Annotated in this window: 21 protein-coding genes; 18 read left to right on the top strand and 3 right to left on the bottom strand. The window is 65.9% G+C overall.

All coding sequences use genetic code 11. From position 1 onward, the window contains the following. Positions 1 to 42: 42 nt before the first annotated feature. Complete coding sequence (locus AC3WN8_RS18980) at positions 43 to 645, bottom strand: J domain-containing protein (protein WP_492671039.1); 603 nt, start codon at positions 643 to 645, stop codon at positions 43 to 45. A gap of 40 nt (positions 646 to 685) precedes the next feature. Here AC3WN8_RS18980 and AC3WN8_RS18975 point away from each other — a divergent pair, with 40 nt between their 5' ends. The 4 genes from AC3WN8_RS18975 to AC3WN8_RS18960 are packed head-to-tail and all read left to right on the top strand — an operon-like array spanning position 686 to position 3,270. Continuing rightward, positions 686 to 970 (top strand): BolA family protein, encoded by a 285-nt coding sequence (locus tag AC3WN8_RS18975; protein ID WP_492671038.1) that lies wholly within the window; start codon positions 686 to 688, stop codon positions 968 to 970. Positions 971 to 979: 9 nt separating this feature from the next. Next, entirely contained in the window at positions 980 to 1,432 is a 453-nt protein-coding gene (locus tag AC3WN8_RS18970) for an NUDIX hydrolase (protein WP_492671037.1), read from the top strand. Continuing rightward, on the top strand, positions 1,429 to 2,328 hold the full coding sequence (locus AC3WN8_RS18965; RefSeq protein ID WP_492671036.1) for a pirin family protein: 900 nt from the start codon (positions 1,429 to 1,431) through the stop codon (positions 2,326 to 2,328). Before AC3WN8_RS18970 ends, AC3WN8_RS18965 begins: the two co-directional genes overlap by 4 nt. 57 nt (positions 2,329 to 2,385) lie before the next feature. After that, on the top strand, positions 2,386 to 3,270 hold the full coding sequence (locus AC3WN8_RS18960) for an alpha/beta fold hydrolase (protein ID WP_492671035.1): 885 nt from the start codon (positions 2,386 to 2,388) through the stop codon (positions 3,268 to 3,270). Between the two features lie 75 nt (positions 3,271 to 3,345). Here the strand turns inward: AC3WN8_RS18960 and AC3WN8_RS18955 are convergent, their stop codons facing one another. After that, positions 3,346 to 4,392: a DUF2332 domain-containing protein gene (locus AC3WN8_RS18955; RefSeq protein ID WP_492671034.1), complete on the bottom strand. Its 1,047-nt coding sequence runs from the start codon at positions 4,390 to 4,392 to the stop codon at positions 3,346 to 3,348. Next, on the bottom strand, positions 4,379 to 5,431 hold the full coding sequence (locus tag AC3WN8_RS18950) for a DUF2332 domain-containing protein (protein ID WP_492671033.1): 1,053 nt from the start codon (positions 5,429 to 5,431) through the stop codon (positions 4,379 to 4,381). The genes AC3WN8_RS18955 and AC3WN8_RS18950 overlap by 14 nt, the downstream gene beginning before the upstream one ends. 47 nt (positions 5,432 to 5,478) lie before the next feature. Between AC3WN8_RS18950 and hisG the strand changes: the two genes are divergently transcribed. From hisG to AC3WN8_RS18880, 14 genes are all read left to right on the top strand, one after another. After that, complete coding sequence (hisG, locus tag AC3WN8_RS18945; RefSeq protein WP_492671032.1) at positions 5,479 to 6,144, top strand: ATP phosphoribosyltransferase; 666 nt, start codon at positions 5,479 to 5,481, stop codon at positions 6,142 to 6,144. Beyond that, on the top strand, positions 6,134 to 7,441 hold the full coding sequence (hisD, locus tag AC3WN8_RS18940) for a histidinol dehydrogenase (RefSeq protein ID WP_492671031.1): 1,308 nt from the start codon (positions 6,134 to 6,136) through the stop codon (positions 7,439 to 7,441). The genes hisG and hisD overlap by 11 nt, the downstream gene beginning before the upstream one ends. Positions 7,442 to 7,471: 30 nt before the next feature. Beyond that, entirely contained in the window at positions 7,472 to 7,927 is a 456-nt protein-coding gene (nusB, locus tag AC3WN8_RS18935; protein ID WP_492671030.1) for a transcription antitermination factor NusB, read from the top strand. Between the two features lie 35 nt (positions 7,928 to 7,962). After that, positions 7,963 to 8,832, top strand: coding sequence for a thiamine-phosphate kinase (gene thiL, locus AC3WN8_RS18930; RefSeq protein ID WP_492671029.1), 870 nt, complete (start codon positions 7,963 to 7,965; stop codon positions 8,830 to 8,832). 133 nt (positions 8,833 to 8,965) lie between these two features. Further along, positions 8,966 to 11,080, top strand: a complete 2,115-nt coding sequence (locus AC3WN8_RS18925; protein WP_492671028.1) for a sodium-translocating pyrophosphatase — start codon at positions 8,966 to 8,968, stop codon at positions 11,078 to 11,080. Positions 11,081 to 11,227: 147 nt separating this feature from the next. Beyond that, positions 11,228 to 13,210: a prolyl oligopeptidase family serine peptidase gene (locus AC3WN8_RS18920; protein WP_492671027.1), complete on the top strand. Its 1,983-nt coding sequence runs from the start codon at positions 11,228 to 11,230 to the stop codon at positions 13,208 to 13,210. A gap of 140 nt (positions 13,211 to 13,350) precedes the next feature. Continuing rightward, the gene (rimP, locus tag AC3WN8_RS18915) at positions 13,351 to 13,896 is read left to right on the top strand and encodes a ribosome maturation protein RimP (RefSeq protein ID WP_492671026.1); all 546 of its coding nucleotides are present in this window, start codon (positions 13,351 to 13,353) and stop codon (positions 13,894 to 13,896) included. 3 nt (positions 13,897 to 13,899) lie between these two features. Next, on the top strand, positions 13,900 to 15,498 hold the full coding sequence (gene nusA, locus AC3WN8_RS18910) for a transcription termination factor NusA (RefSeq protein ID WP_492671025.1): 1,599 nt from the start codon (positions 13,900 to 13,902) through the stop codon (positions 15,496 to 15,498). A gap of 24 nt (positions 15,499 to 15,522) precedes the next feature. Further along, complete coding sequence (locus AC3WN8_RS18905; protein WP_492671040.1) at positions 15,523 to 16,221, top strand: DUF448 domain-containing protein; 699 nt, start codon at positions 15,523 to 15,525, stop codon at positions 16,219 to 16,221. Positions 16,222 to 16,258: 37 nt separating this feature from the next. Then, positions 16,259 to 18,862 (top strand): translation initiation factor IF-2, encoded by a 2,604-nt coding sequence (gene infB, locus AC3WN8_RS18900; protein ID WP_492671024.1) that lies wholly within the window; start codon positions 16,259 to 16,261, stop codon positions 18,860 to 18,862. A 66-nt stretch (positions 18,863 to 18,928) separates the two neighbouring features. Beyond that, complete coding sequence (gene rbfA, locus AC3WN8_RS18895; RefSeq protein WP_492671023.1) at positions 18,929 to 19,324, top strand: 30S ribosome-binding factor RbfA; 396 nt, start codon at positions 18,929 to 18,931, stop codon at positions 19,322 to 19,324. 27 nt (positions 19,325 to 19,351) lie between these two features. Further along, positions 19,352 to 20,242: an alpha/beta hydrolase gene (locus AC3WN8_RS18890; protein ID WP_492671022.1), complete on the top strand. Its 891-nt coding sequence runs from the start codon at positions 19,352 to 19,354 to the stop codon at positions 20,240 to 20,242. A gap of 4 nt (positions 20,243 to 20,246) precedes the next feature. Further along, the gene (locus tag AC3WN8_RS18885; RefSeq protein ID WP_492671021.1) at positions 20,247 to 20,822 is read left to right on the top strand and encodes a thymidine kinase; all 576 of its coding nucleotides are present in this window, start codon (positions 20,247 to 20,249) and stop codon (positions 20,820 to 20,822) included. Continuing rightward, positions 20,819 to 21,370 carry a GNAT family N-acetyltransferase gene (locus tag AC3WN8_RS18880; protein ID WP_492671020.1) on the top strand — a complete coding sequence of 184 codons (552 nt, stop codon included), beginning with the start codon at positions 20,819 to 20,821 and terminating at the stop codon, positions 21,368 to 21,370. The genes AC3WN8_RS18885 and AC3WN8_RS18880 overlap by 4 nt, the downstream gene beginning before the upstream one ends. Positions 21,371 to 21,415 lie beyond the last annotated feature (45 nt).

Genomic DNA, 21,415 nt, shown 5'->3' with positions numbered 1-21,415 from the left:
ATGCGGGGGTGGAGGATGCGGCGGCTGCGGCGGATAGGGCCCTCAGGCGAAGGCCGCCGCGCTCTTGAGCCGCGTATAAGCGGCGATCACCTCACCCAGCGCCTTTTCGTGGCTGCGATCCCCGCCATTGCGATCCGGGTGGTAACGCCGCACCAGATCGGCATAGCGCTGGCGCAATTCCTTGCGCGTCGCATCGGCGGTCAGGCCGAGCAGCTTGAGATCCTGGCGATTCTCGCCCGATAGCGGTCTGCCGTCGGCGCGCTGCGGCGGCGCCGCGTCGCGGAAACGCGCCGAGATCGCATCGAGCGGATCGGAGAACTCGGCCCAGCGGGGCGGCCGATCGGCGCCACTGGTGGCAAAGGCCCGCGTCTCGCGTTCCCAGCCCGCCAGCGGCCGCTGCGCCGCCGCGATCTCGTCGGCATCCATGCCTTCGAAGAAATTATAGCCGGCATTGAAGGCGCGGACATGGTCGAGACAATACCAGCGCCAGTCGCCCGGACCGTCAAATCCCGGACGCCGCGTACCGGGCGCGCGGAACTCGCCCGGCTCGTCGCACCCGGCATGGGCGCACAGCCGGTCGCTACCTTCCACGCGCCCGTGAAAGCGCGGACGGCGCCTGCCCTCTTCTGCTCGTTCGTCGCTCAAAACCGCTCCCGATCCCGATCAAACACCCTATATAGGAGAGATGCAGACCTCGACAAAAGGCCCCGTGGCCACGGAAATCGAAGCACGGCTGACCACCGTCCTCTTGCCCACACGGCTCGCCGTGATCAACGACAGCGCGCAGCATCGCGGCCATATGGGCGACGATGGCAGCGGCGAATCGCACTTCACCGTGGAGATCGAAAGCGCCGCGTTCGCAGGCCAGACCCGTGTCGCACGCCAGCGCATGGTCGATCACGCGCTCGGCGACCTGATGCACGAAACCGTCCATGCGCTCGCGATCAAGGCAAAGGCGCCGGGGGAATAGGCCGCCAGCATGACCGAGACCCTGACCGCCCGCCCCGCATCGCGCATCCTGCTGGTCGACGGCATGGGCCGCGTGCTCCTCTTCCGCTTCGATGTCGATGACCGGCCGCCCTTCTGGTGCACACCCGGCGGCGCGGTCGATCCCGGCGAAAGCTATTACGACGCCGCGCGGCGCGAGCTGCTCGAAGAAACCGGGATCGATGCAGATCCGGGCGAGGAGATCGCACGCCGGCAGGTCGAATTCGTCACGATCGAGGGGGTCCCCGTTTTCGCCGACGAACGCTATTTCTTCATACGGGTGGACGACGACGCGATCGACACTGCCCGCCATACCGAACTCGAACAGCGCGTGATGACCCGATGGCACTGGTTCACGCCGGATGAGATCGCCAATCATCCCGAACGCATCTATCCCGAGGATCTGATCGAACTCCTCCAGGCCACCACCGGAGCCACCGCATGACCGACGATCTCGTGATCCAGACCATCCTGCCGACCACGCACGACCTTGGCGGATTCAAGGTCCATCGCACCCTGCCCTCCAAGCCGCGCACCATGGTCGGCCCTTTCATCTTCTTCGACCAGATGGGTCCGGCGCATCTGGCGGTCGGCACCGGCATCGACGTGCGCCCGCATCCGCACATCAATCTCGCCACCGTCACCTATCTCTTCGCCGGCGCGATCGACCACCGCGATTCGCTTGGCACCGTCAAGACCATCGAACCCGGCGCGGTGAATCTGATGACCGCAGGCCGCGGCATCGTCCATTCGGAGCGCTCGCCGCAGCAGGAGCGCGATGCCGGACCGGCGCTGTCGGGCATCCAGACCTGGCTCGCGCTGCCCGAAAAGGACGAGGAGATCGCGCCAGCCTTCGAACATGTCGCCAAGGCCCAATTGCCCGTCGTCGAGGACGACTGCGTGCAGGCGCGCATCATCATGGGCAGCCTGTGGGGCAAGGCCGCACCGACCACCACCTATGCCGGGACCATCTATGCCGACATCGTGCTGGGCGCGGGCGGCGCCATCCCGATCGACGCCGACGCGGACGAACGCGCGCTTTACGTCGCGATCGGCGAAGCCAGCCTGGACGGCATGACGCTCGAACCGATGACGCTTTACGTGCTCAGGCCCGGCACCGCGGCGACATTGCGCTCCGAACGGGGCGGTCGCGTGATGCTGTGCGGCGGCGAAGCCTTCACGACGCCGCGCCATGTCTGGTGGAATTTCGTCTCTTCGGATCGCGAGCGGATCAACCAGGCCAAGCATGACTGGAAGGACGGGAATTTCCCCAAGGTCCCCGGCGACGACAAGGAATTCATCCCGATTCCCGAAATTCCCAATACCGTCAGCTATCCGTAACGGATTCGCTTCCGCCGCATCGCCATCCTAAGCTCGCCCTTCAATCGGGAGGATCGCATGGCCGAAATCAGGAGCGAACGTTTCGCATTGCCCATGGGCGTCGAGCTGGATGTGGCGCTGGGGGGCGATCCCGCCAACCCGCCGATCATCTTCCTCCACGGCTTTCCCGAATCGCACCGCACCTGGCGCCACCAGCTGCCCGATCTTGCCGAGGATCATTTCGTCGTCGCGCCCGACCAGCGCGGCTTCGCGCGATCGTCCAAGCCGCCCGAAGTCTCGGACTATGCGCCCGACAAGACCGTCGGCGATCTGATCGCGCTGGCCGACGCGCTCGGCATCGGCCGCTTCACCCTGGTCGGCCATGATTGGGGCGGCGCGATCGCCTGGATGGCGGCACTCACTCGCCCCGACCGGGTCGAGCGGCTGATCATCATCAACGCACCGCACCCCTATGTCTTCCAGAAATCGCTGATCGAGGACGCGGACCAGCGCGCAGCGAGCCAGTATATCCGCGCCTTCCGCAACCCGAATCTGGAGCAGCATCTGGAGGCGATCGGGCTGGAGGCGTTCTTCGACGGCACGTTCGCCAAACATACCGACGCCGCAAAGATCGGCGAGGAAAGAGCCATCTATCTCGACCAATGGGGTCAGCCCGGCGCGATGACCGCAATGCTCAACTGGTATCGCGCCTCGTCGATCGTCGTGCCCGAGATCGGCGAGGACGCCGAAGCGCCTGCTTTCCTGTCACACCCCTTCCCGCCGCTGCAAATGCCCGTGCTCGTCATCTGGGGGCTTGGCGACAAGGCGTTGCTGCCCTGCCAGCTCGAAGGGCTGGATGCGCTGGTTCCCGATCTGAGGATCGTGAAGGTCGATGCGGGGCATTTCGTGCCATGGGAGAATCCCGACGCGGTGACGAAAGCGATAAGGGGGTTTCTAGGCTAAGGCCTTCGCGCCTCCGCCAACCCCTCCACCACCGACCTACGGTCGGCGGTCCCCCTCCCCTTCAGGGAGGATCTTTTAGCCCAGCCACTCCACCCAAAAACCGTGCGCGTGCGCGTGGCCGCAAAGCCGTTTCTCGCCATCTCCCGGCCAGCTCCGCACCGTCAGGTCGTGCCGGTTCATCACCCGATCCGCTTCCAGGCTGACCCAGCCCAGCGGCCGATCCTCCGTCGCCCCCGCGCCCGCCGCACGCATCGCCGCCTCGATCCGCGCCTGGCCATCGGCGGGGATATATTGCCAGACGATCGAGTGCATCAGCACGCGGGTGACACCCATCTCCTGCGGTTCGGCCAGTCGCGCCTCCACCCAGTCGGCAGCATCGCCGCGATCCAACCGAACCGGCCTTTCGCGGATCATATCGATCGCTGCCGATACGCGCGGGAAACGGATGGCGTGGTCGGCCCAGATATAAGCGAGCAACCGACGCTCCGCTTCCAGCGAAGTCGGATCGATCGGCTGGATATCGACGCCGCGCACGCTTTCGATCGAAATCCCGGCCGCGGGCGGCGGGGGGCCGCGCCATTCCGGACGGATGGTGACCGGCGATCCCGCCGGCCCCGCAGCCACCCCGCCGAGATCGAAACGATAGCGGTCGATCAACAGATTAAGCCCCGCGCTCGATCCGATCTCGAGCAGTTCGATACGCGGCCCGAATCGTTCGGCAAGCACAAGCAGCCCCGCCATCAACCCGGCCGAGCGCCCCGGTTCGTTGGTTTGCGGCGGTCCGTTCAGCCAGGTCGCAATTTCAGCGTCATTCGCATCGAGCGCCGTCCGCACGGCACTCGCAATCCGCTCCGGATCCGTCTCGTGCCCTTCGAACAGACCGGCCAGCTCGGCCGCCCGCCCGTCGCGCCAGACCGCATGGAAGCCGCCCGCCGAGCGCAACGGCAAGGCATCGGGAATCGGCGCACCCGGCCATGCCAGGATCCGCCGCCCCGTCTCGGTCCTGTCATCGACCGACATCGCGATCGCCCGGCACAGTCGCGCGGTGATCGGCGCGTCATTGGCGTCGCAATATTCCGCCTGAAACGTAAAGGCCTGCAGATTGATCTCAGCGTCGGCCATACCACTCGATCCATCGGCAATGCGGGTGCGAATCGGCGAGATGCAGCGTCTCGCCGCCGGGCCACAAGGTCAGCCGCAGCTCATAGGCGCTGCGATCCTCGTTGATCTCCAGCCCGAGCCAGCCGAGCGGCGTGTCGTCGGTCGCCGCCGCCCCGGCCACCTCCAGCGCGGCGCGGATGCGCGCCTGTCCGTCCTCGTCGAAATATTGCCATGCGATGGTGTGGTAGAGGATGCGCGCGACGCCCGGCACGCGCGGTTCGGCGAGCAGCAGTTCCGCCCAGTCGGCGGCGTCCCCATGGTCGAGCCGCGGCAGATGCGCCGCTGCGATCGCCAGCGCCGCCTCCACCCGCGCGATCCGCTCCGGCTGGTCGATCCACATATAGGCGATCAGCCGCTCGTGATTGGCCGGATCGGCGACGATGATCGGCGCCCTGTCGACACCCCGCGACGCGAGAATACGCACGGGCACGGCCGGTGGCGGCGGACCGCGCCATTCGGGCGCGAAGCCGAGCGGCGAGGCAAGGTCACCCGCCGCGATGCCGCCCAGATCGAAGCGATAATGAGCGAGATTGAGGTTCAGCCCCGCGCTCGCCCCCAGTTCGAGCAGTTCGAAGGGCAGGCCGAATCGGTCGGCCGCGACCAGCAATCCCGCCATCACCGCCGCGCAGCGTGCGGTCTCGTTGGTCTGGGGCGGCAGATCGAGCCAGGTTTCGAGCCATGCGTCGCGCGCGCCGAACGCGGCGGCGACGGCGGCATGCGCGTCGTCGCTGGCCGCCGCATAATAAGCGCTGAGTTCGGGCACCGCGCCGCTGCGCGCCAGCGCATGCAGGCCGCCGGCGAGCCGCAGCCCCGTCGCGCCGCCGAAACGCGACGAATCGCCGGTAAGGCCGAGGATGCGTCCGCCGGTCGATGTGGACGGATCGGCAAGGTCGGCGGCGGCATCGATGATCGCGGCGGTGCGCGGCGCGCCCATCTCGCGGCACACCTGGGCCTGCGCGCGGAATGTGTCGAGCACCATGGAGTCGGATTGGCTGGCCACGGGCTCAGTTGCCCTATTGTGCCCGCCCAAGTAAAGCGCCGCCCATCATGGCCCAGCCGATCATCATCGCCGTGCCCAAGGGGCGCATCCTGGAAGAAGCCTTGCCACTGCTCGCGCACGCCGGAATCGTGCCGGAAGCGGCCTTTTCCGACGAAAGCAGCCGCGCGCTCAGCTTCTCGACCAACCAGCCGGGCATCTCGCTGATCCGCGTGCGCGCGTTCGACGTCGCGACCTTCGTCGCGCATGGCGCGGCGCAGCTCGGCATCGTCGGATCGGACGTGCTGCTGGAATTCGATTATTCGGAGCTCTACGCCCCCGTCGATCTCGGCATCGGCCATTGCCGCCTGTCGATCGCCGAACCGGCCGACCTCGCAGCGCGGGACGATCCGCGCAGCTGGAGCCATGTCCGCGTCGCGACCAAATATCCGAATCTGACGCGCAAGCATTTCGAGGCGCGCGGCGTCCAGGCCGAATGCGTCAAGCTCAACGGCGCGATGGAGCTTGCCCCGCTGCTCGGCCTGTCGAGCCGCATCGTCGATCTCGTCTCCTCGGGCCGGACGCTCAAGGAGAATGGCCTGGTCGAAGTCGAAGTGATCGCGCAGGTCTCCGCCCGGCTGATCGTCAATCGCGCCGCATTCAAGATGCGCGCGGCCGAGATCGTGCCGCTGGTCGACAGGTTCCGCGAGATTGTCGGAAACCGCGATGCCGCCTGAATCCGGCCCCCAGCGTCTCGACGCATCGGCACCGGATTTCACGACGGTCTTTGCCACATTGGTCGATGCCCGACGCGAGAGCGACGCCGACGTCTCACGCGACGTCGCCGCGATCCTGGCGCGCGTCCGTACCGAGGGCGATGCCGCGCTCCACGCATTGACGCTGAAATTCGACGGGCATGATCTGGATGCGACCGGCTGGGAGGTTCCGCGCAACGAGCGCCGCGCGGCCCTGGACGGCCTGGCCCCCGATCTGCGGACCGCGCTCGAACTCGCGGCCGATCGCATCCGCGCCTATCACCTGAAGCAAAAGCCCGAGGACAGCGACACCATCGATGCTGCCGGCGTCCGGCTGGGCGCGCGCTGGCGCGGCGTCGATGCCGCCGGAATCTATGTTCCCGGCGGTCGCGCCGCCTATCCGTCGTCGGTGCTGATGAATGCGATCCCCGCCCGCGTTGCAGGTGTCGACCGGCTTGCCATGGTGACGCCGACCCCGCGCGGCGAAACCAATCCGCTCGTCCTGGCCGCCGCCGAGATCGCCGGGGTCGACGAGGTCTGGCGCGTCGGCGGCGCGCATGCGGTGGCGGCTTTGGCCTATGGCACGGCGCGGATCGGCGCGGTCGACGTGGTGACGGGGCCCGGCAATGCCTGGGTCGCGGAGGCTAAGCGCCAGCTTTACGGCGTCGTCGGCATCGACATGGTCGCCGGGCCGTCGGAGATTGTCGTGGTCGCCGATGCCGGCAATGATCCGGAATGGATCGCCGCCGACCTGCTCAGCCAGGCCGAGCATGACCCGACCAGCCAATCGATCCTGTTCACCGACGATCGAGATTTCGCCGACGCCGTCGCCGACGCCGTCACGCGCCAGCTGACCATGCTCGCGACCGGCGCGACCGCGACCGCAAGCTGGCTGGCCAATGGCGCGATCGTCCTGGTGCCGACGCTCGCTGCGGCACTCCCGCTCGTCGATCGCCTCGCCCCCGAGCATCTCGAACTCGCCGTCGCCGATCCCGAACCGCTGTTCGCCAGGGTCCGTCACGCCGGCTCGGTCTTTCTTGGGCGGCACACGCCCGAGGCGGTGGGCGATTATGTCGCCGGCCCAAACCATGTGCTGCCGACCGGCCGGCGCGCACGCTTCTCGTCGGGGCTTTCGGTGCTCGATTTCATGAAGCGCACCAGCTTCCTCGCCTGCGACGCCGCGGCCCTGCGGCGGATCGGCCCGGCCGCGGTCGCGCTGGCCGAGGCGGAGGGGCTTCCCGCGCACGCAAAGTCGGTCGGACTCCGGCTCGACTCCTGACCGCACGATTTTTGAGATAGAACCCATTTGATGACCAACGCCACAAACCGTGCCCAGTCCCGTTCCGCCGCCCGCCTTGCCGCGGTGCAGGCGCTCTATCAGCTGGAGATGGAAGCCACGCCGCTGCGCGTGCTGCTCCATGAATTCCACCAGCATCGCCTGGGTGCCACGATCGAGGATGTCGAATATGCCGATGCCGAGATCGATTTCTTCGACGATGTCGTCGCCGGCGTCGATGCACGCCGTGCGGAGATCGATGCGCTGATCGCGAGCAAGCTCGCCAGCGGCTGGTCGCTGGAGCGCCTCGACAAGCCGATGCGCCAGATCCTGCGCGCCGGGACATACGAACTGCTCGCCCGCGCCGATGTCCCCACCGGCAGCGTGATCAGCGAATATCTCGATGTCGCCCACGCATTCTACGACAAGCGCGAGGCGGGTTTCGTCAACGGCCTGCTCGACGCGGTGGCGAAAGCGGTGCGCGGCTGAGCCGCGAGGCCGCCTTCATCGCCGCACTTCGCGGATTGGCGCGCCACCCGGGCGCTCGCGACCTTCTCGACGATGCGGCGGTCCTCGACGGACTGGTCCTGACGCACGACATGATCGCCGAAGGCGTGCATTTCCTGTCCGGGGATCCGGCCGGCGACGTCGCGTGGAAACTGATCGCCGTCAACCTGTCCGACCTCGCCGCCAAGGGCGCGACACCGGCGGGCGTGCTGCTGGGCTATGCGCTGGCGGCCGATCCCGAATGGGAAGCGGCATTTCTGGCAGGCTTGGACGCGGCACTGGCCGCCTATGACGTGCCGTTGCTCGGCGGCGACACCATCTCGCTGCCCGCCGGCGCGCCACGCATGCTCGGCCTCACCGCGATCGGCCGGACCGATGGCCCGGCACCGGCCCGGAGCGGCGCGATGGCGGGCGATGCGCTGTTCGTCACCGGGACGATCGGCGACGCCGGCCTCGGGCTCGCCATGGCGCGCGGGGACAGGACCGTGGACCCGACGCTCCTCGCCGCCTATCGCCGGCCGGTTCCGCGCATTGCCGATGGCCGCGCGCTCGCCCCGATCGTCCATGCGATGATGGACGTCTCCGACGGGCTGCTGCTCGATGCCGCGCGGATGGCGGAGGCGAGCGGGCTCGCAATCGCGATCGATCTCGACGCGGTGCCGCTTTCGAAAGGATTCCGCGCAACGCTCGGGTCCGGGCGGGATGCGCGGCTGACCGCCGCCACCGCGGGCGACGATTATCAGCTGCTCTTCGCGGCCCCCGCGGATATCGCCCTGCCTGTCGCCGCGACGCGCATCGGCGGCTTCGCCTCAGGCGGCGGACTGTCGCTTCGCGACGGCGCCGACAGCGTCGCGTTGCCGGCCCGGCTCGGCTATCTCCACGGATAATCGGCCGCCGACCTGCCACCGGCTTGCAAAAGCGCGAAGCCGCCCCCTATACCCCTGCCCTGCCCCGCAAAATCATAACAGGGGGCGAGTGTTCGCGTGCTTCAATATGCCCGGAACAGGGGAAGGAAACCTGATGACCGTCGTCACCCTTTCCATAGTGTGCGGCCTGATCGCCGTGCTTTATGGCTTCATTACCAGCCGACAGGTGCTCGCCGCATCCGCCGGCAATGAGAAAATGCAGGAAATCGCTGGCGCTATCCAGGAAGGCGCCAAGGCCTATCTCGGCCGGCAATATCGCACCATCGCCATTGTCGGCGTCGTCGTCGCGGTCCTGGTCTTCGTCTTTCTCGGCCTGACTTCCGCCATCGGCTTCCTGATCGGGGCCCTGTTGTCGGGCCTGACCGGTTTTATCGGCATGAACATCTCGGTGCGCGCCAATGTCCGCACCGCGGAGGCCGCCCGCAACAGCCTGCAAAGCGGCCTGACCGTCGCATTCCGCGCGGGCGCGATCACCGGCATGCTCGTGGCGGGCCTCGCGCTCCTCGCGATCTCGGTTTTCTTCTGGTATCTGACCGGTCCCGCAGCACTGCTGCCCAATGACCGGGTGGTGATCGACGCGCTCGTCGCGCTCGCCTTCGGCGCATCGCTGATCTCGATCTTCGCGCGTCTCGGCGGCGGCATCTTCACCAAGGCCGCGGACGTCGGCGCCGATCTGGTCGGCAAGGTCGAAGCCGGCATCCCCGAGGACGATCCACGCAACCCCGCCGTGATCGCCGACAATGTCGGCGACAATGTCGGCGACTGCGCCGGCATGGCCGCCGACCTGTTCGAGACCTATGTTGTGACCGTCGGCGCCACCATGGTGCTGACCGCATTGCTCGTGTCCGGCGTCGACGACATCACGCTGCTGGCGTTGATGAGCCTGCCGCTCGGCGTGGGCGGCGTCTGCGTGCTCACTTCGATCATCGGCACCTATTTCGTTCGCCTGGGCTCGAGCAACTCGATCATGGGTGCGCTCTACAAGGGCTTCCTCGCCACCGCGATCCTCTCGATCCCCGCGATCTTCGCGGTGACGCAATGGACGCTCGGCGATCTCAACGCGCCGATCGGCGGCGATCTCAGCGGCAGCGGCGCGTTCACCGGCATGGACCTGTTCTGGTCGATGATGGTCGGCCTGGCCGTCACCGGCCTGATCGTGTGGATCACCGAATATTATACCGGCACCAATTATCGCCCGGTCCGCTCGATCGCCAAGGCGTCCGAGACCGGCCATGGCACCAACGTCATCCAGGGCCTCGCCGTCAGCCTGGAAGCGACCGCACTGCCGACGCTCGTGATCGTGGTCGGCATCGTCATCGCCTACCAGCTCGCCGGACTGATGGGCATCGCCTTCGCTGCCACCTCGATGCTGGCGCTCGCCGGCATGGTGGTCGCGCTCGACGCTTATGGTCCCGTCACCGACAATGCCGGCGGCATTGCCGAAATGGCAGGGCTGGACGACAGCGTCCGTGAAAAGACCGACGCGCTCGACGCGGTGGGCAATACCACCAAGGCCGTCACCAAGGGCTATGCGATCGGTTCGGCCGGCCTGGCCGCGCTGGTGCTGTTCAGCGCCTACACCACCGACCTCAGGGAATTCTTCCCTGATCTCCAGGTCAATTTCAGCCTCGAGAATCCCTATGTGATCGTCGGCCTGCTGCTCGGCGCACTGCTTCCCTATCTGTTCGGCGCGATGGGCATGACTGCGGTCGGCCGTGCGGCGGGCGACGTGGTGAAGGACGTGCGTGAGCAGTTCGCCAGCAACAAGGGCATCATGGATGGCACCAGCCGCCCGGACTATGCCCGCACCGTGGACCTCGTCACCAAGGCGGCAATCAAGGAGATGATCATCCCCTCGCTGCTGCCGGTGCTCGCACCGATCGTGGTCTATTTCGTGATCACCGCGGCGGCGGGTCAGGCGAATGGCTTCGCGGCTCTCGGCGCGCTGCTGCTCGGCGTGATCGTCTCCGGCCTGTTCGTCGCGCTCTCGATGACCTCGGGCGGCGGCGCATGGGACAATGCCAAGAAATATATCGAGGACGGCCATCATGGCGGCAAGGGCAGCGAGGCCCATAAGGCCGCGGTGACCGGCGATACCGTTGGCGATCCCTATAAGGACACTGCCGGCCCGGCGGTGAACCCGATGATCAAGATCACCAACATCGTCGCTTTGCTGCTGCTCGCGGCACTGGCGCACGGCGCGATGTAATTCATCGCGCATCGACGAACTCTGACCCCGTCCGGAGCGATCCGGGCGGGGTTTTTTATTAGGTTCGGAATGGACCGAACCGCTTGAACGCGCCCCTGTGCTTTCATAACCCGATGCTCGGGAAGCAGATGTTTGGGGGGAGCAGGCTTGAGATATCCGGTTTTGGCGCTGGCGCTGGGCACGGCCTTCGCCAGTGCGTGCGGCGCATTTGCTCAAACGCCGGCGGTCACGGCACCGAGACCGCCCGCTCCATCGGCATCCGAGGTCGATCAGCCGAACGCACCAGTCAGGATTCCGAGCGCCACCTTTGCGAAGCAGCCGACCCTGCGCGGTCCCAAGCTCTCACCCGACGGGCTGAAGCTGCTCGCCAGTACGACCAATAGCGCCGGGCGCGAGGGCGTCGCGATCTTCACGCTTGCAACCGGCGCCTATGCTTCCTTTGCCGAGCCGGAGAAGGGCGAGATAGCCTGGTATCGCTGGGCCGGCCCCAACCGCATCCTGATCAGCATCGCCTCCACCGTTCCCTATTTCGACGACGAAGCACGGCTGACCCGCCTCGTCACCTACGACCTGACCAGTCAGAAGATGAGCTTCCTGGGCCGAAAGAGTCAGGGGCTGGAGGGAGACGACGTACTCTATGTCGATCCGCAGGGTGCCTATCTGCTGATGCAGATGCAAAAGACGATCTACGACTGGCCCTCAGTCTATCGCGTCGAACTGGCCACCGGTGCGATGCAGGAAATCGTCAAGCCGGTGGCAACGATCTGGGAATGGTTCGCGGATTCGGCAGGGACGGTGCGCGCAGGCATGGGTTTCAGCGAGCGGGTCTGGTCGCTGATCTATCGCAAGAGCGCGGATGAGAAATTCCGCAAGGTCGGCAAGGCCCGCTACGACGACGAGGAAGCGAGTATCGACCTGCTGCGCTTCGACCGCGAATCGGACGAGGGCTATATTCTGTCCAACAAGGATACCGGCCGTTTCTCGCTCTATCGCTACAATTACGCGACCCGTACACGCGGGGAACTGGTGTATGGCGATCCCAAATATGATCTGGCCGATGTCGATCTGGACAGGGACGGATCCACTGTCGCGGCGATCCGCTTCGTCGACGATCAGGATCGCGTCGTCTGGTTCGACCCCGAGATGAAGAAGCATCAATCCCAGATCGACGCCGCGCTGAAGGGGCGCCATAGCCGGCTGATCAACCGCAGCCTCGACGGAAAGAGGATGCTGTTCTGGATCGGTTCACCCAGCGATCCCGGCTATTATTATCTGTACGATATCGACGACGGCGTGCTGCGGCGCGTCGCTTATGTGAACAAGGATCTGCCTGCCGGCCAGCTGTCGCAGACGCGGGCCGTCGAATATGCGGCACGCGACGGGCTCGGCATCAGCGCCTATCTGACGCTTCCGCGCGGCAAACCGGAAAAGAACCTGCCGCTGATCATAATGCCTCATGGCGGCCCGTATGATGTGCGTGACAAGCTGGCTTTCGATGCCGAAGTGCAGTTCCTCGCCAATCGCGGCTATGCCGTGTTTCAGCCCAATTTCCGCGGCTCTGGCGGTTATGGCAAGCAATTCTACGAGAAGGGTGAGGGACAGATCGGCCGTGCTATGCAGGACGATCTGGACGACGGCATGGACTGGCTGGCGAAGCAGGGGCTGATCGATCCCAAGCGCGTCTGCATCGTCGGCAGTTCCTATGGTGGCTATGCCGCATTGTGGGGCGCGACACGCAATCCCGAACGATATCGCTGTGCAGCCAGTTTCGCTGGAGTCAGCGATTTCAGCCGCCAGCTCAAATACAGCCTCGCCTACGCCATATCCAAACGCTACCGGAAGAACTGGCGCGACACCGTACGTGGCGGCCCGGGCTTCGATCTCGCCACCATCTCTCCGCTCCAGCAGATTGAGCGACTCCGTATTCCCGTGCTGCTTGCGCACGGCAAGGAGGACAAGACCGTTCCCTACAAGCAATCGAGCCTTTATGCTGAAGCGCTGAAACGCGCGGGCAAGGATGTCGAGTTCCGTACCTATGAAACCGAAGGGCACGGCTTCAACGATCCGGCCAATATGAAAGACTGGCTGGACCGGCTCGAGGCATTTCTGGACAAGCATAATCCGGCCTGAGCCTGATAGCCTCATCACCGCTTGCTCCGGGCGCGCTCCCGCACTATATCGCACGTGCTTTCTCGACATCGGTAACAATGGCGAGGCCGGCAACCGCAAGGTTCCGGCGGCAAAGCCGCATATTCATTTCCGGAGACCCGATGGCCGACATCGACGTATTGACCAGCCTGATCGAGCCCGAAGCGCAAGCGCTGGGCTTTGCACTGGTGCGCGTCAAGCTCTTCGGCGGCGAAGGCGATCGCACGCTGCAAGTGATGGCCGAGCGCCCCGATACGCGCCAGCTCCACATCGACGATTGCGCCGCATTGTCGCGACGCATCTCCGACCGGTTCGATGCGCTGGAGGCCGAGGGTCGCGATCCGATCGACGAAGCCTATCGGCTCGAAGTCAGCTCGCCGGGCATCGACCGGCCGCTGACCCGCCTTCAGGATTTCATCGACTGGGCCGGCCACGAAGCGCGAATCAATCTTGCCGAGCCGCAGGACGGTCGCAAGCAGCTGACCGGAAATCTGATCGGACTCGATGGCGAAACCATCGTCATCGACGTCAACAAGGCGGGCGAGATGCGCACGCCCTTCGCCAATGTCGCAGGTGCGAAGCTGGTCATGACCGATCGGCTGATCGCCGCAACCGCGCCCCTTTCGACGGACGGCGCAGACAGCATTCAAGTGGAAGGACAGGACTAAGCCATGGCCACAGCCATTTCCGCCAACAAGGCTGAGCTGATCGCGATCGCGAATGCGGTCGCCAGCGAGAAGATGATCGACAAGGGCATCGTCATCGAGGCGATGGAAGACGCCATCCAGCGCGCCGCACGTGCGCGCTACGGCGCCGAAAACGACATCCGCGCCAAGCTGGACCCCAATAGCGGCGACCTTCGCCTGTGGCGCGTGGTCGAAGTGGTCGAGGCGGTCGACGATTATTTCAAGCAGGTGAACCTGAAGGAAGCGCAGAAGCTGCAGAAGGACGCGGTCGTCGGCGACTTCATCGTCGATCCGCTGCCCCCGATCGAATTCGGCCGCATCGCCGCGCAGGCCGCGAAGCAGGTGATCTTCCAGAAGGTCCGCGACGCCGAGCGCGAGCGCCAATATGAAGAATTCAAGGACCGCGCGAGCGAGATCATCACCGGCGTCGTCAAGCGCGTCGAATTCGGCCATGTCGTCGTCGATCTCGGCCGCGCCGAAGGCGTCATCCGCCGCGACCAGCAGATCCCGCGCGAAGTGGTCCGCGTCGGCGACCGCGTCCGTTCGCTGATCCTGCGCGTCGTCCGCGAGAATCGCGGGCCGCAGATCTTCCTGTCGCGCGCCCATCCCGACTTCATGAAAAAGCTGTTCGCGCAGGAAGTGCCCGAAATCTACGACGGCATCATCGAGATCAAGGCCGCCGCGCGCGATCCGGGCAGCCGCGCCAAGATCGGCGTGATCAGCCATGATTCGAGCATCGATCCGGTCGGTGCGTGCGTCGGCATGAAGGGCAGCCGCGTCCAGGCGGTCGTCCAGGAAATGCAGGGCGAAAAGATCGACATCATTCCCTGGTCGGAAGACATCGCGACCTTCGTCGTGAACGCGCTTCAGCCCGCCAGCGTCAGCCGCGTCGTCCTCGACGAAGAGGAAGACCGGATCGAGGTGGTCGTGCCTGACGATCAGCTGAGCCTCGCCATCGGCCGCCGCGGCCAGAATGTCCGCCTCGCCAGCCAGCTGACGGCCAAGGCGATCGACATCATGACCGAGGCCGATGCGAGCGAGAAGCGCCAGCGCGAATTCATCGAACGGTCCGAGATGTTCCAGAACGAGCTCGACGTCGACGAGACGCTGGCGCAGCTGCTGGTCGCCGAAGGCTTCGGCGCGCTCGAGGAAGTCGCCTATGTCGAGGCTGAAGAGCTTTCGATGATCGAGGGTTTCGACGAGGAACTGGCCTCCGAACTGCAGAATCGCGCGCAGGAAGCGCTCGATCGCCGCGAGGAAGCCAATCGCGAACTGCGCCGTTCGCTGGGCGTCGAGGATGCCGTGGCCGGCATGCCCTATCTGACCGAAGCGATGCTGGTCACGCTGGGCAAGGCCGGGATCAAGACGCTCGACGATCTCGCCGATCTCGCCACCGACGAGCTGATCCAGAAGAAGCGCAGCGATCCGCGTCGTCGCAACGACGCCAATCGCCCCGAGGACAAGGGCGGCGTGCTCGCCGAATACGGCCTCAGCGAAGAACAGGGCAACGAGATCATCATGGCCGCACGCGCCCACTGGTTCGAGGATGAAGGGGAGGACGCGGTTGCGGATACCTCCCAATGAGACGCTAAGGCGTAATCGAGCGACATCGGTGCGTTCCGGCGCCTCCTGCGACAGGGGGCGCCCGTGAACGACCGCAAGTGCATCCTGTCGGGCGAGAGCGAATCGCGCGAGGGGCTGATCCGGCTCGCGCTCGGACCGGACGACATTGTCGCGCCCGATGTCCGTGCCCGCGCGCCGGGTCGCGGCGCATGGATCGGCGTGGATCGCGCCGCGCTCGACGCGGCCAATGCCAAGGGCAAGCTCAAGGGTGCGCTGGCACGGGCCTTCAAATCGGGCGCGGTCTCCGCGCCCGCCGATCTCGGCGCTCGCATCGCCGAGGCGCTGGAACGTGACGCGCTCAACCGGCTCGGCCTCGAATCGCGCTCCGGCGCGGTGCTGATCGGATCGGAGAAGATCCAGGATGCCGCCCGAAAGGGCCAGGTCCGCCTGCTGCTCCATGCCGCCGACGCAAGTGCCGACGGCACCCGCAAGCTCGACCAGGCATGGCGCGTCGGCAGCGATGCGGAAGGAAGCGACCTCAGGGGCATGACTTTGCCTGTCGGTCGGACTATATTGTCATTGGCGCTGGGCCGCGAGAACGCTGTCCATGTCGCGGTGACAGATCGGGCAGCGGCCGAGCGCGTGAAGAGCGCCATCGACCGTTGGCGGGATTTTATCGGAAGTGGGCCTAGTGCGGAGCCTTGCGCAAATGCGGCGCAGGGTTCATGCGCCACGGGCGCATGACGGGCGGACAAGAGAACGAAGGGTTTGAGATCAGTCGATGAGTGATACGGACAACGACAAGCCGAAACTGGGCATGCGCGCACCGCTGGGGCTGAAGCGCACGGTTGAGACCGGCAAGGTGAAGCAGAGCTTCAGCCATGGCCGCTCGAACACCGTGGTCGTGGAGGTCAAGCGCCGCCGCATCCTGGGCAAGCCCGGCGAGGCCGAAGCCGCACCCGTCGAGCAGGCCGAACCCGTCGCGTCGACGCCGGTGCCGGCGGCGCCCGTCGCCAGCCCACCGCCGCCGCCTCCGGCGCCGCGTCCACAGGACAGCCTGTTGTCGCGCCAGGAGATGCAGGCCAAGCTGCTTCGCGAGGCCGAAGAGGCGCGCATGAACGCGCTCGAGGAAGCGCGCCGTCGCGAGGAACAGCAGAAGCTGGCCGCGATCGAGGAAGAAAAGCGTCGCATCGAGCAGAATCGGAAGGCCGAGGAAGAGGCCGCCAATCCGCCGCCCGCGCCCGAACCGGCACCTGCCCCGGCACCCGCAGTTGCGGCGGCCGCTGCAACTGCGCCTGTGGCGGCGACGGCACCGGCAGCGGCGACAGCCGCTCCGGAGGCAGCAGCTGCGACTGCAACCGCACCCGCCGAAACCCCGCGCCAGGAGGACAACCGTCCCGCGCCGCGCAAGTTCACCCCGGTGCCCAGCCCCAAGCGGCCCGAACCGCCGGCACGTCCCGCGCGTCCGCGCGGTGGCGACGACCGTCGTCAATCGGGCAAGCTGACCGTCACCAAGGCGCTCGACGACAGCGAAGGCGCCCGCGCCCGCAGCCTCGCGGCGCTCAAGCGCGCTCGCGAGAAGGAACGCCGCGCGCATTACGCCGGCAGCGGCCAGCCGCAGATCAAGCAGGTCCGCGACGTCGTCGTGCCCGAAGGCATCACCGTCCAGGAACTGGCCAATCGTATGGCCGAGAAGGGCGCCGACCTGGTGAAGGCGCTATTCAAGATGGGCGTGCCGGTCACCGTCACCCAGACGATCGACCAGGACACCGCCGAACTGCTCGTCACCGAGTTCGGCCACAACATCAAGCGCGTGTCCGATTCGGATATCGAGATCGACAGCGCGGCCGATGTGGACGCCATGGAAACGCTTCTGCCACGTCCGCCGGTGGTCACGATCATGGGCCATGTCGATCACGGCAAGACCTCGCTGCTCGATGCGCTGCGCGGCACCGATGTCGTCGCGGGCGAGGCCGGTGGCATCACCCAGCATATCGGCGCCTATCAGGTTCAGGTGAAATCGGGCGACAAGATCACCTTCCTCGACACGCCGGGCCACGAGGCCTTTACCGACATGCGCGCACGCGGCGCGCATGTGACCGATATCGTCGTGCTCGTCGTCGCGGCCGATGACGGGCTGATGCCGCAGACGATCGAGGCGATCAACCACACCAAGGCGGCCGGCGTGCCGATGATCGTGGCGATCAACAAGATCGACAAGGAAGGCGCCAATCCGCAGCGCGTGCGCGAGCGTCTGCTCGAGCATGAGATCGTGGTCGAGGACATGGGCGGCGAAGTCCAGGATGTCGAAGTCTCGGCGCTGAAGAAGCTCAATCTGGATGCGCTGATCGACAAGATCCTGATCCAGGCCGAATTGCTCGAGCTCAAGGCCAATCCCGATCGCGCCGCCGAAGGCACGGTGATCGAGGCCAAGCTCGACAAGGGTCGCGGCCCCGTCGCCACCGTCCTGGTCGGACGCGGCACGCTGCGCGTCGGCGACGTGTTCGTCGTCGGCCAGCAGAGCGGCAAGGTCCGCGCGATGGTCAATGACAAGGGTCAGCAGATCAAGGAAGCCGGCCCGTCAATGCCCGTCGAAGTGCTCGGCCTCTCGGGCACGCCCGGCGCAGGCGATCCGCTTTCGGTGGTCGAGAACGAAGCGCGCGCGCGCGAAGTTGCCGCCTATCGCGAGCAGCTTGCCACGCAGAAGCGCACCGCGACCGCCCCGGCGTCGCTCGACACGATGTTCTCGTCGCTCCAGGCCAACAAGGCGCTGGAATATGCGGTGGTCGTGAAGGCGGACGTGCAGGGTTCGACCGAAGCGATCGTTGCGGCACTCCACAAGATCTCGACCGACGAGATCAAGGTGCGCGTGCTCCATTCGGGCGTGGGCGCCATCACCGAGTCCGACGTGACCCTGGCCAAGGCCTCGAACGCGCCGATCATCGGCTTCAACGTCCGACCCAATGCCAAGGCTCGCGAGATCGGCGCACGCGACAAGGTCCGCTTCAAATATTTCGACGTGATCTACCACCTCACCGACGACATTCGTTCGGAAATGGCGGGCGAGCTCGGACCGGAAGCGATCGAGACGGTGGTCGGCCGCGCCGAGATCCGCGACGTCTTCTCCGCGGGCAAGCATGGCAAGGCGGCAGGTCTGCTCGTCACCGAGGGCGTGATCCGCAAGGCGCTGAAGGCACGCATCACCCGCGAGGACGTCATCATCTACAATGGCGAAATCGCGTCGCTTCGTCGCTTCAAGGACGATGTGGCCGAAGTCCGCGCCGGACTGGAGTGCGGCGTCACCTTCACGCAGAATTTCACCGACATCCGGGCGGGCGACTATCTCGAAACCTTCGAGGTCGAGATGCGCGACCGGACGCTTTGACGCGAACGTGCAAGCATGGGCCGTCGCCCTGGATAACCCGGGCGACGGTCGATTGGTGATTTGAAGATGCGAAATGAAACGACCGAAACCCGCTCCGTCCGCGTCCTGCGCGTGGGCGAGCAGGTGCGCCATATCTTGAGCGAGATCCTGACGCGCGGCGAGGTGCATGACGATGTGCTGGCGAAGCTGCCGGTCTCCGTCACCGAAGTCCGCATGTCGCCCGACCTGCGCCACGCGACCGTCTTCGTGAAGCCGCTGCTCGGCCGCGACGAGGAAGCGGTGCTGAAGGCGCTCAGGACCAACACTGCCTATTTCCAGCGCGAGGTCGCCCGTCGCGTGAAGATGAAATATGCCGCGAAGCTCAAATTCCTTGCGGATGAGAGCTTCGACGAAGGCACACATATCGACAAGCTGCTGCGCGATCCCAAGGTGGCACGCGATCTCGAGGCCGGCGGCAGTTAAACGACAAATTCTGGTGGGGAATTGAACATGCGGTGCCTGATCTTCGCGCTTGCAACCCTGCTGTCGATCGCACCGGCAAATGCGAAGGATGAAATCCATCGCGCGGTGATCGCAGATCCCGTGGCCGATGCGACCGCGCCGGCAGGCATGTCCGCCTTCGTCATTCCGTCGGGCGACGGCGCGATGAATGCGGTGATGTATACGGCGTCGGGCCGGGCGCCCCACCCAACCCTGCTGCTGCTTCACGGGTTCCCGGGCAACGAGCAGAATCTCGACCTCGCCCAGGCCGCGCGCCGTGCCGGCTGGAACGTGCTGACGCTCCATTATCGCGGCTCCTGGGGCAGCCCGGGCCATTTCTCGTTCGGACGTTCGGCCGAGGACGCGCATGTCGCGCTCGCCTTTCTGCGTGCCCCCGAAACCGTCGCGAAATACCGGATCGATCCCAATTATATCGCGGTCGCCGGCCACAGCATGGGCGGCTTCATGGCTGCCGACGCGGCGGCCGACGATACGGGCGTCGCCGGATTGTTCCTGATCGATCCCTGGGACATCGCCGAAACCGCCGCATCGCTCGGCACGCCGGAGGGTATCGCCGGGTGGAATCGGGGCGCCGCGGGCAACCTGCCGCCCCTTGCCGGCACCAGCGCCGATGCATTGGCCAGGGAGATGATGGAGAATCGCGAGCGGTTCGATCTCGGACAGCGCCTGATCGCCTATGGTGATCGGCCACTGACGATCGTCGGCGCCGAGCGCGGCGGCGCCACCACGGCGCGCAAGGTCGGCGGCGATGCCCAGTCGGTCGCGCGCAGGACGCAGATCCAGGTCTGGCCGACCGATCACAGTTTTTCCGATCACCGCGTGGCGCTGGCCGACCTGCTGGTCCGCTGGCTCAACCAGATCGTACCGCCGATCAACTGACCCCATGGCCAAGCTCTATTTCTATTATGCGTCGATGAACGCGGGCAAATCGACGACCTTGCTGCAGGCGAGCTTCAACTATCGCGAGCGCGGCATGGAGACGATGCTGTTCACCGCCGCGCTCGACGATCGTTATGCCCAGGGCATGATCACCTCGCGGATCGGCCTGGAAGCGGAGGCCGATCTGTTCGATCGCACCACCGATCTCCGCAATGCGATCGAGGCCGAGCATGGCCGACGGCCGCTTTCGTGCGTGCTGGTCGACGAGGCGCAATTCCTGACGCGCGATCAGGTGTTCCAGCTTGCCGGCGTGTGCGACGAGATGGGCATTCCCGTGCTCGCCTATGGCCTGCGCACCGATTTCAAGGCCAATCTGTTCGAGGGTGCCGCGCACCTCCTCGCCATCGCCGACACGCTCGTCGAGCTGAAGGCGGTGTGCGAATGCGGTCGCAAGGCGACGATGAATCTGCGTGTCGACGCGTCCGGACGCGCGGTCCGCGAAGGCGAGCAGACCGAAATCGGCGGCAATGACCGCTATGTCGCGCTGTGCCGCCGCCATTTCATGGAGAAGACGCGATGACCGCCGATCCTGCCGCTCTGTCCGTCACCCTGACCGACGGCGACCTGGTGCTCGAGCCGCTGGCCCAGCGCCATCGCACAGCCCTGCGCGCGGCCTGTGCCGAGGATCTGGCGATCTGGCCGATCTACGGCCTGTCCTACGACCCCGATCATTTCGACGCGAATTTCGACATATTGGCGGCCGGTGGCGCGAAGCTGGGTTTCGCGATCATGCATCAGGGCGTGCTGGCGGGGATGAGCGCTTATCTGGCGATCGAGGGGCCGCGCGCGGTGGTCGAGATCGGCAACAGCTATATTGCGCCGGCATTCCGCGGCACCGGGCTCAACGACCGGTTCAAGCGGCTGATGATCGATCACGCCTTTGCCTGCGGTTTCCGCCGGGTCGAGTTCCGTGTCGATGTCCGCAACGGACGGTCGATGGCCGCCGTCGCGAAGATCGGCGGCGTCAAAGAAGGCGTGCTGCGCCAGGAACGCATCACCTGGACCGGCCATGTCCGCGATACGGCGCTGTTCTCGATCCTCGCCGATGAATGGCCTGCCAGAGCCTGAAAGGTGCACTCAGCATTTGTTCAGCGTCGGCGCGCTATGACGCCG

The sequence above is a fragment of the Sphingobium sp. FW305-3-2-15-F-TSA7 genome (assembly GCF_058787155.1).
This window is presented reverse-complemented; position numbering and strand designations above follow the sequence as displayed.

Coding starts and splice junctions, on each gene's coding strand:
- AC3WN8_RS18960 (WP_492671035.1), top strand. CDS start 2,386: ATGGCCGAAATCAGGAGCGAACGTTTCGCATTGCCCATGGGCGTCGAG.
- hisG (WP_492671032.1), top strand. CDS start 5,479: ATGGCCCAGCCGATCATCATCGCCGTGCCCAAGGGGCGCATCCTGGAA.
- infB (WP_492671024.1), top strand. CDS start 16,259: ATGAGTGATACGGACAACGACAAGCCGAAACTGGGCATGCGCGCACCG.
- AC3WN8_RS18885 (WP_492671021.1), top strand. CDS start 20,247: ATGGCCAAGCTCTATTTCTATTATGCGTCGATGAACGCGGGCAAATCG.
- hisD (WP_492671031.1), top strand. CDS start 6,134: ATGCCGCCTGAATCCGGCCCCCAGCGTCTCGACGCATCGGCACCGGAT.
- nusA (WP_492671025.1), top strand. CDS start 13,900: ATGGCCACAGCCATTTCCGCCAACAAGGCTGAGCTGATCGCGATCGCG.
- AC3WN8_RS18890 (WP_492671022.1), top strand. CDS start 19,352: ATGCGGTGCCTGATCTTCGCGCTTGCAACCCTGCTGTCGATCGCACCG.
- AC3WN8_RS18880 (WP_492671020.1), top strand. CDS start 20,819: ATGACCGCCGATCCTGCCGCTCTGTCCGTCACCCTGACCGACGGCGAC.
- AC3WN8_RS18970 (WP_492671037.1), top strand. CDS start 980: ATGACCGAGACCCTGACCGCCCGCCCCGCATCGCGCATCCTGCTGGTC.
- rbfA (WP_492671023.1), top strand. CDS start 18,929: ATGCGAAATGAAACGACCGAAACCCGCTCCGTCCGCGTCCTGCGCGTG.
- rimP (WP_492671026.1), top strand. CDS start 13,351: ATGGCCGACATCGACGTATTGACCAGCCTGATCGAGCCCGAAGCGCAA.
- AC3WN8_RS18975 (WP_492671038.1), top strand. CDS start 686: ATGCAGACCTCGACAAAAGGCCCCGTGGCCACGGAAATCGAAGCACGG.
- nusB (WP_492671030.1), top strand. CDS start 7,472: ATGACCAACGCCACAAACCGTGCCCAGTCCCGTTCCGCCGCCCGCCTT.
- AC3WN8_RS18965 (WP_492671036.1), top strand. CDS start 1,429: ATGACCGACGATCTCGTGATCCAGACCATCCTGCCGACCACGCACGAC.
- AC3WN8_RS18925 (WP_492671028.1), top strand. CDS start 8,966: ATGACCGTCGTCACCCTTTCCATAGTGTGCGGCCTGATCGCCGTGCTT.
- AC3WN8_RS18955 (WP_492671034.1), bottom strand. CDS start 4,392: ATGGCCGACGCTGAGATCAATCTGCAGGCCTTTACGTTTCAGGCGGAA.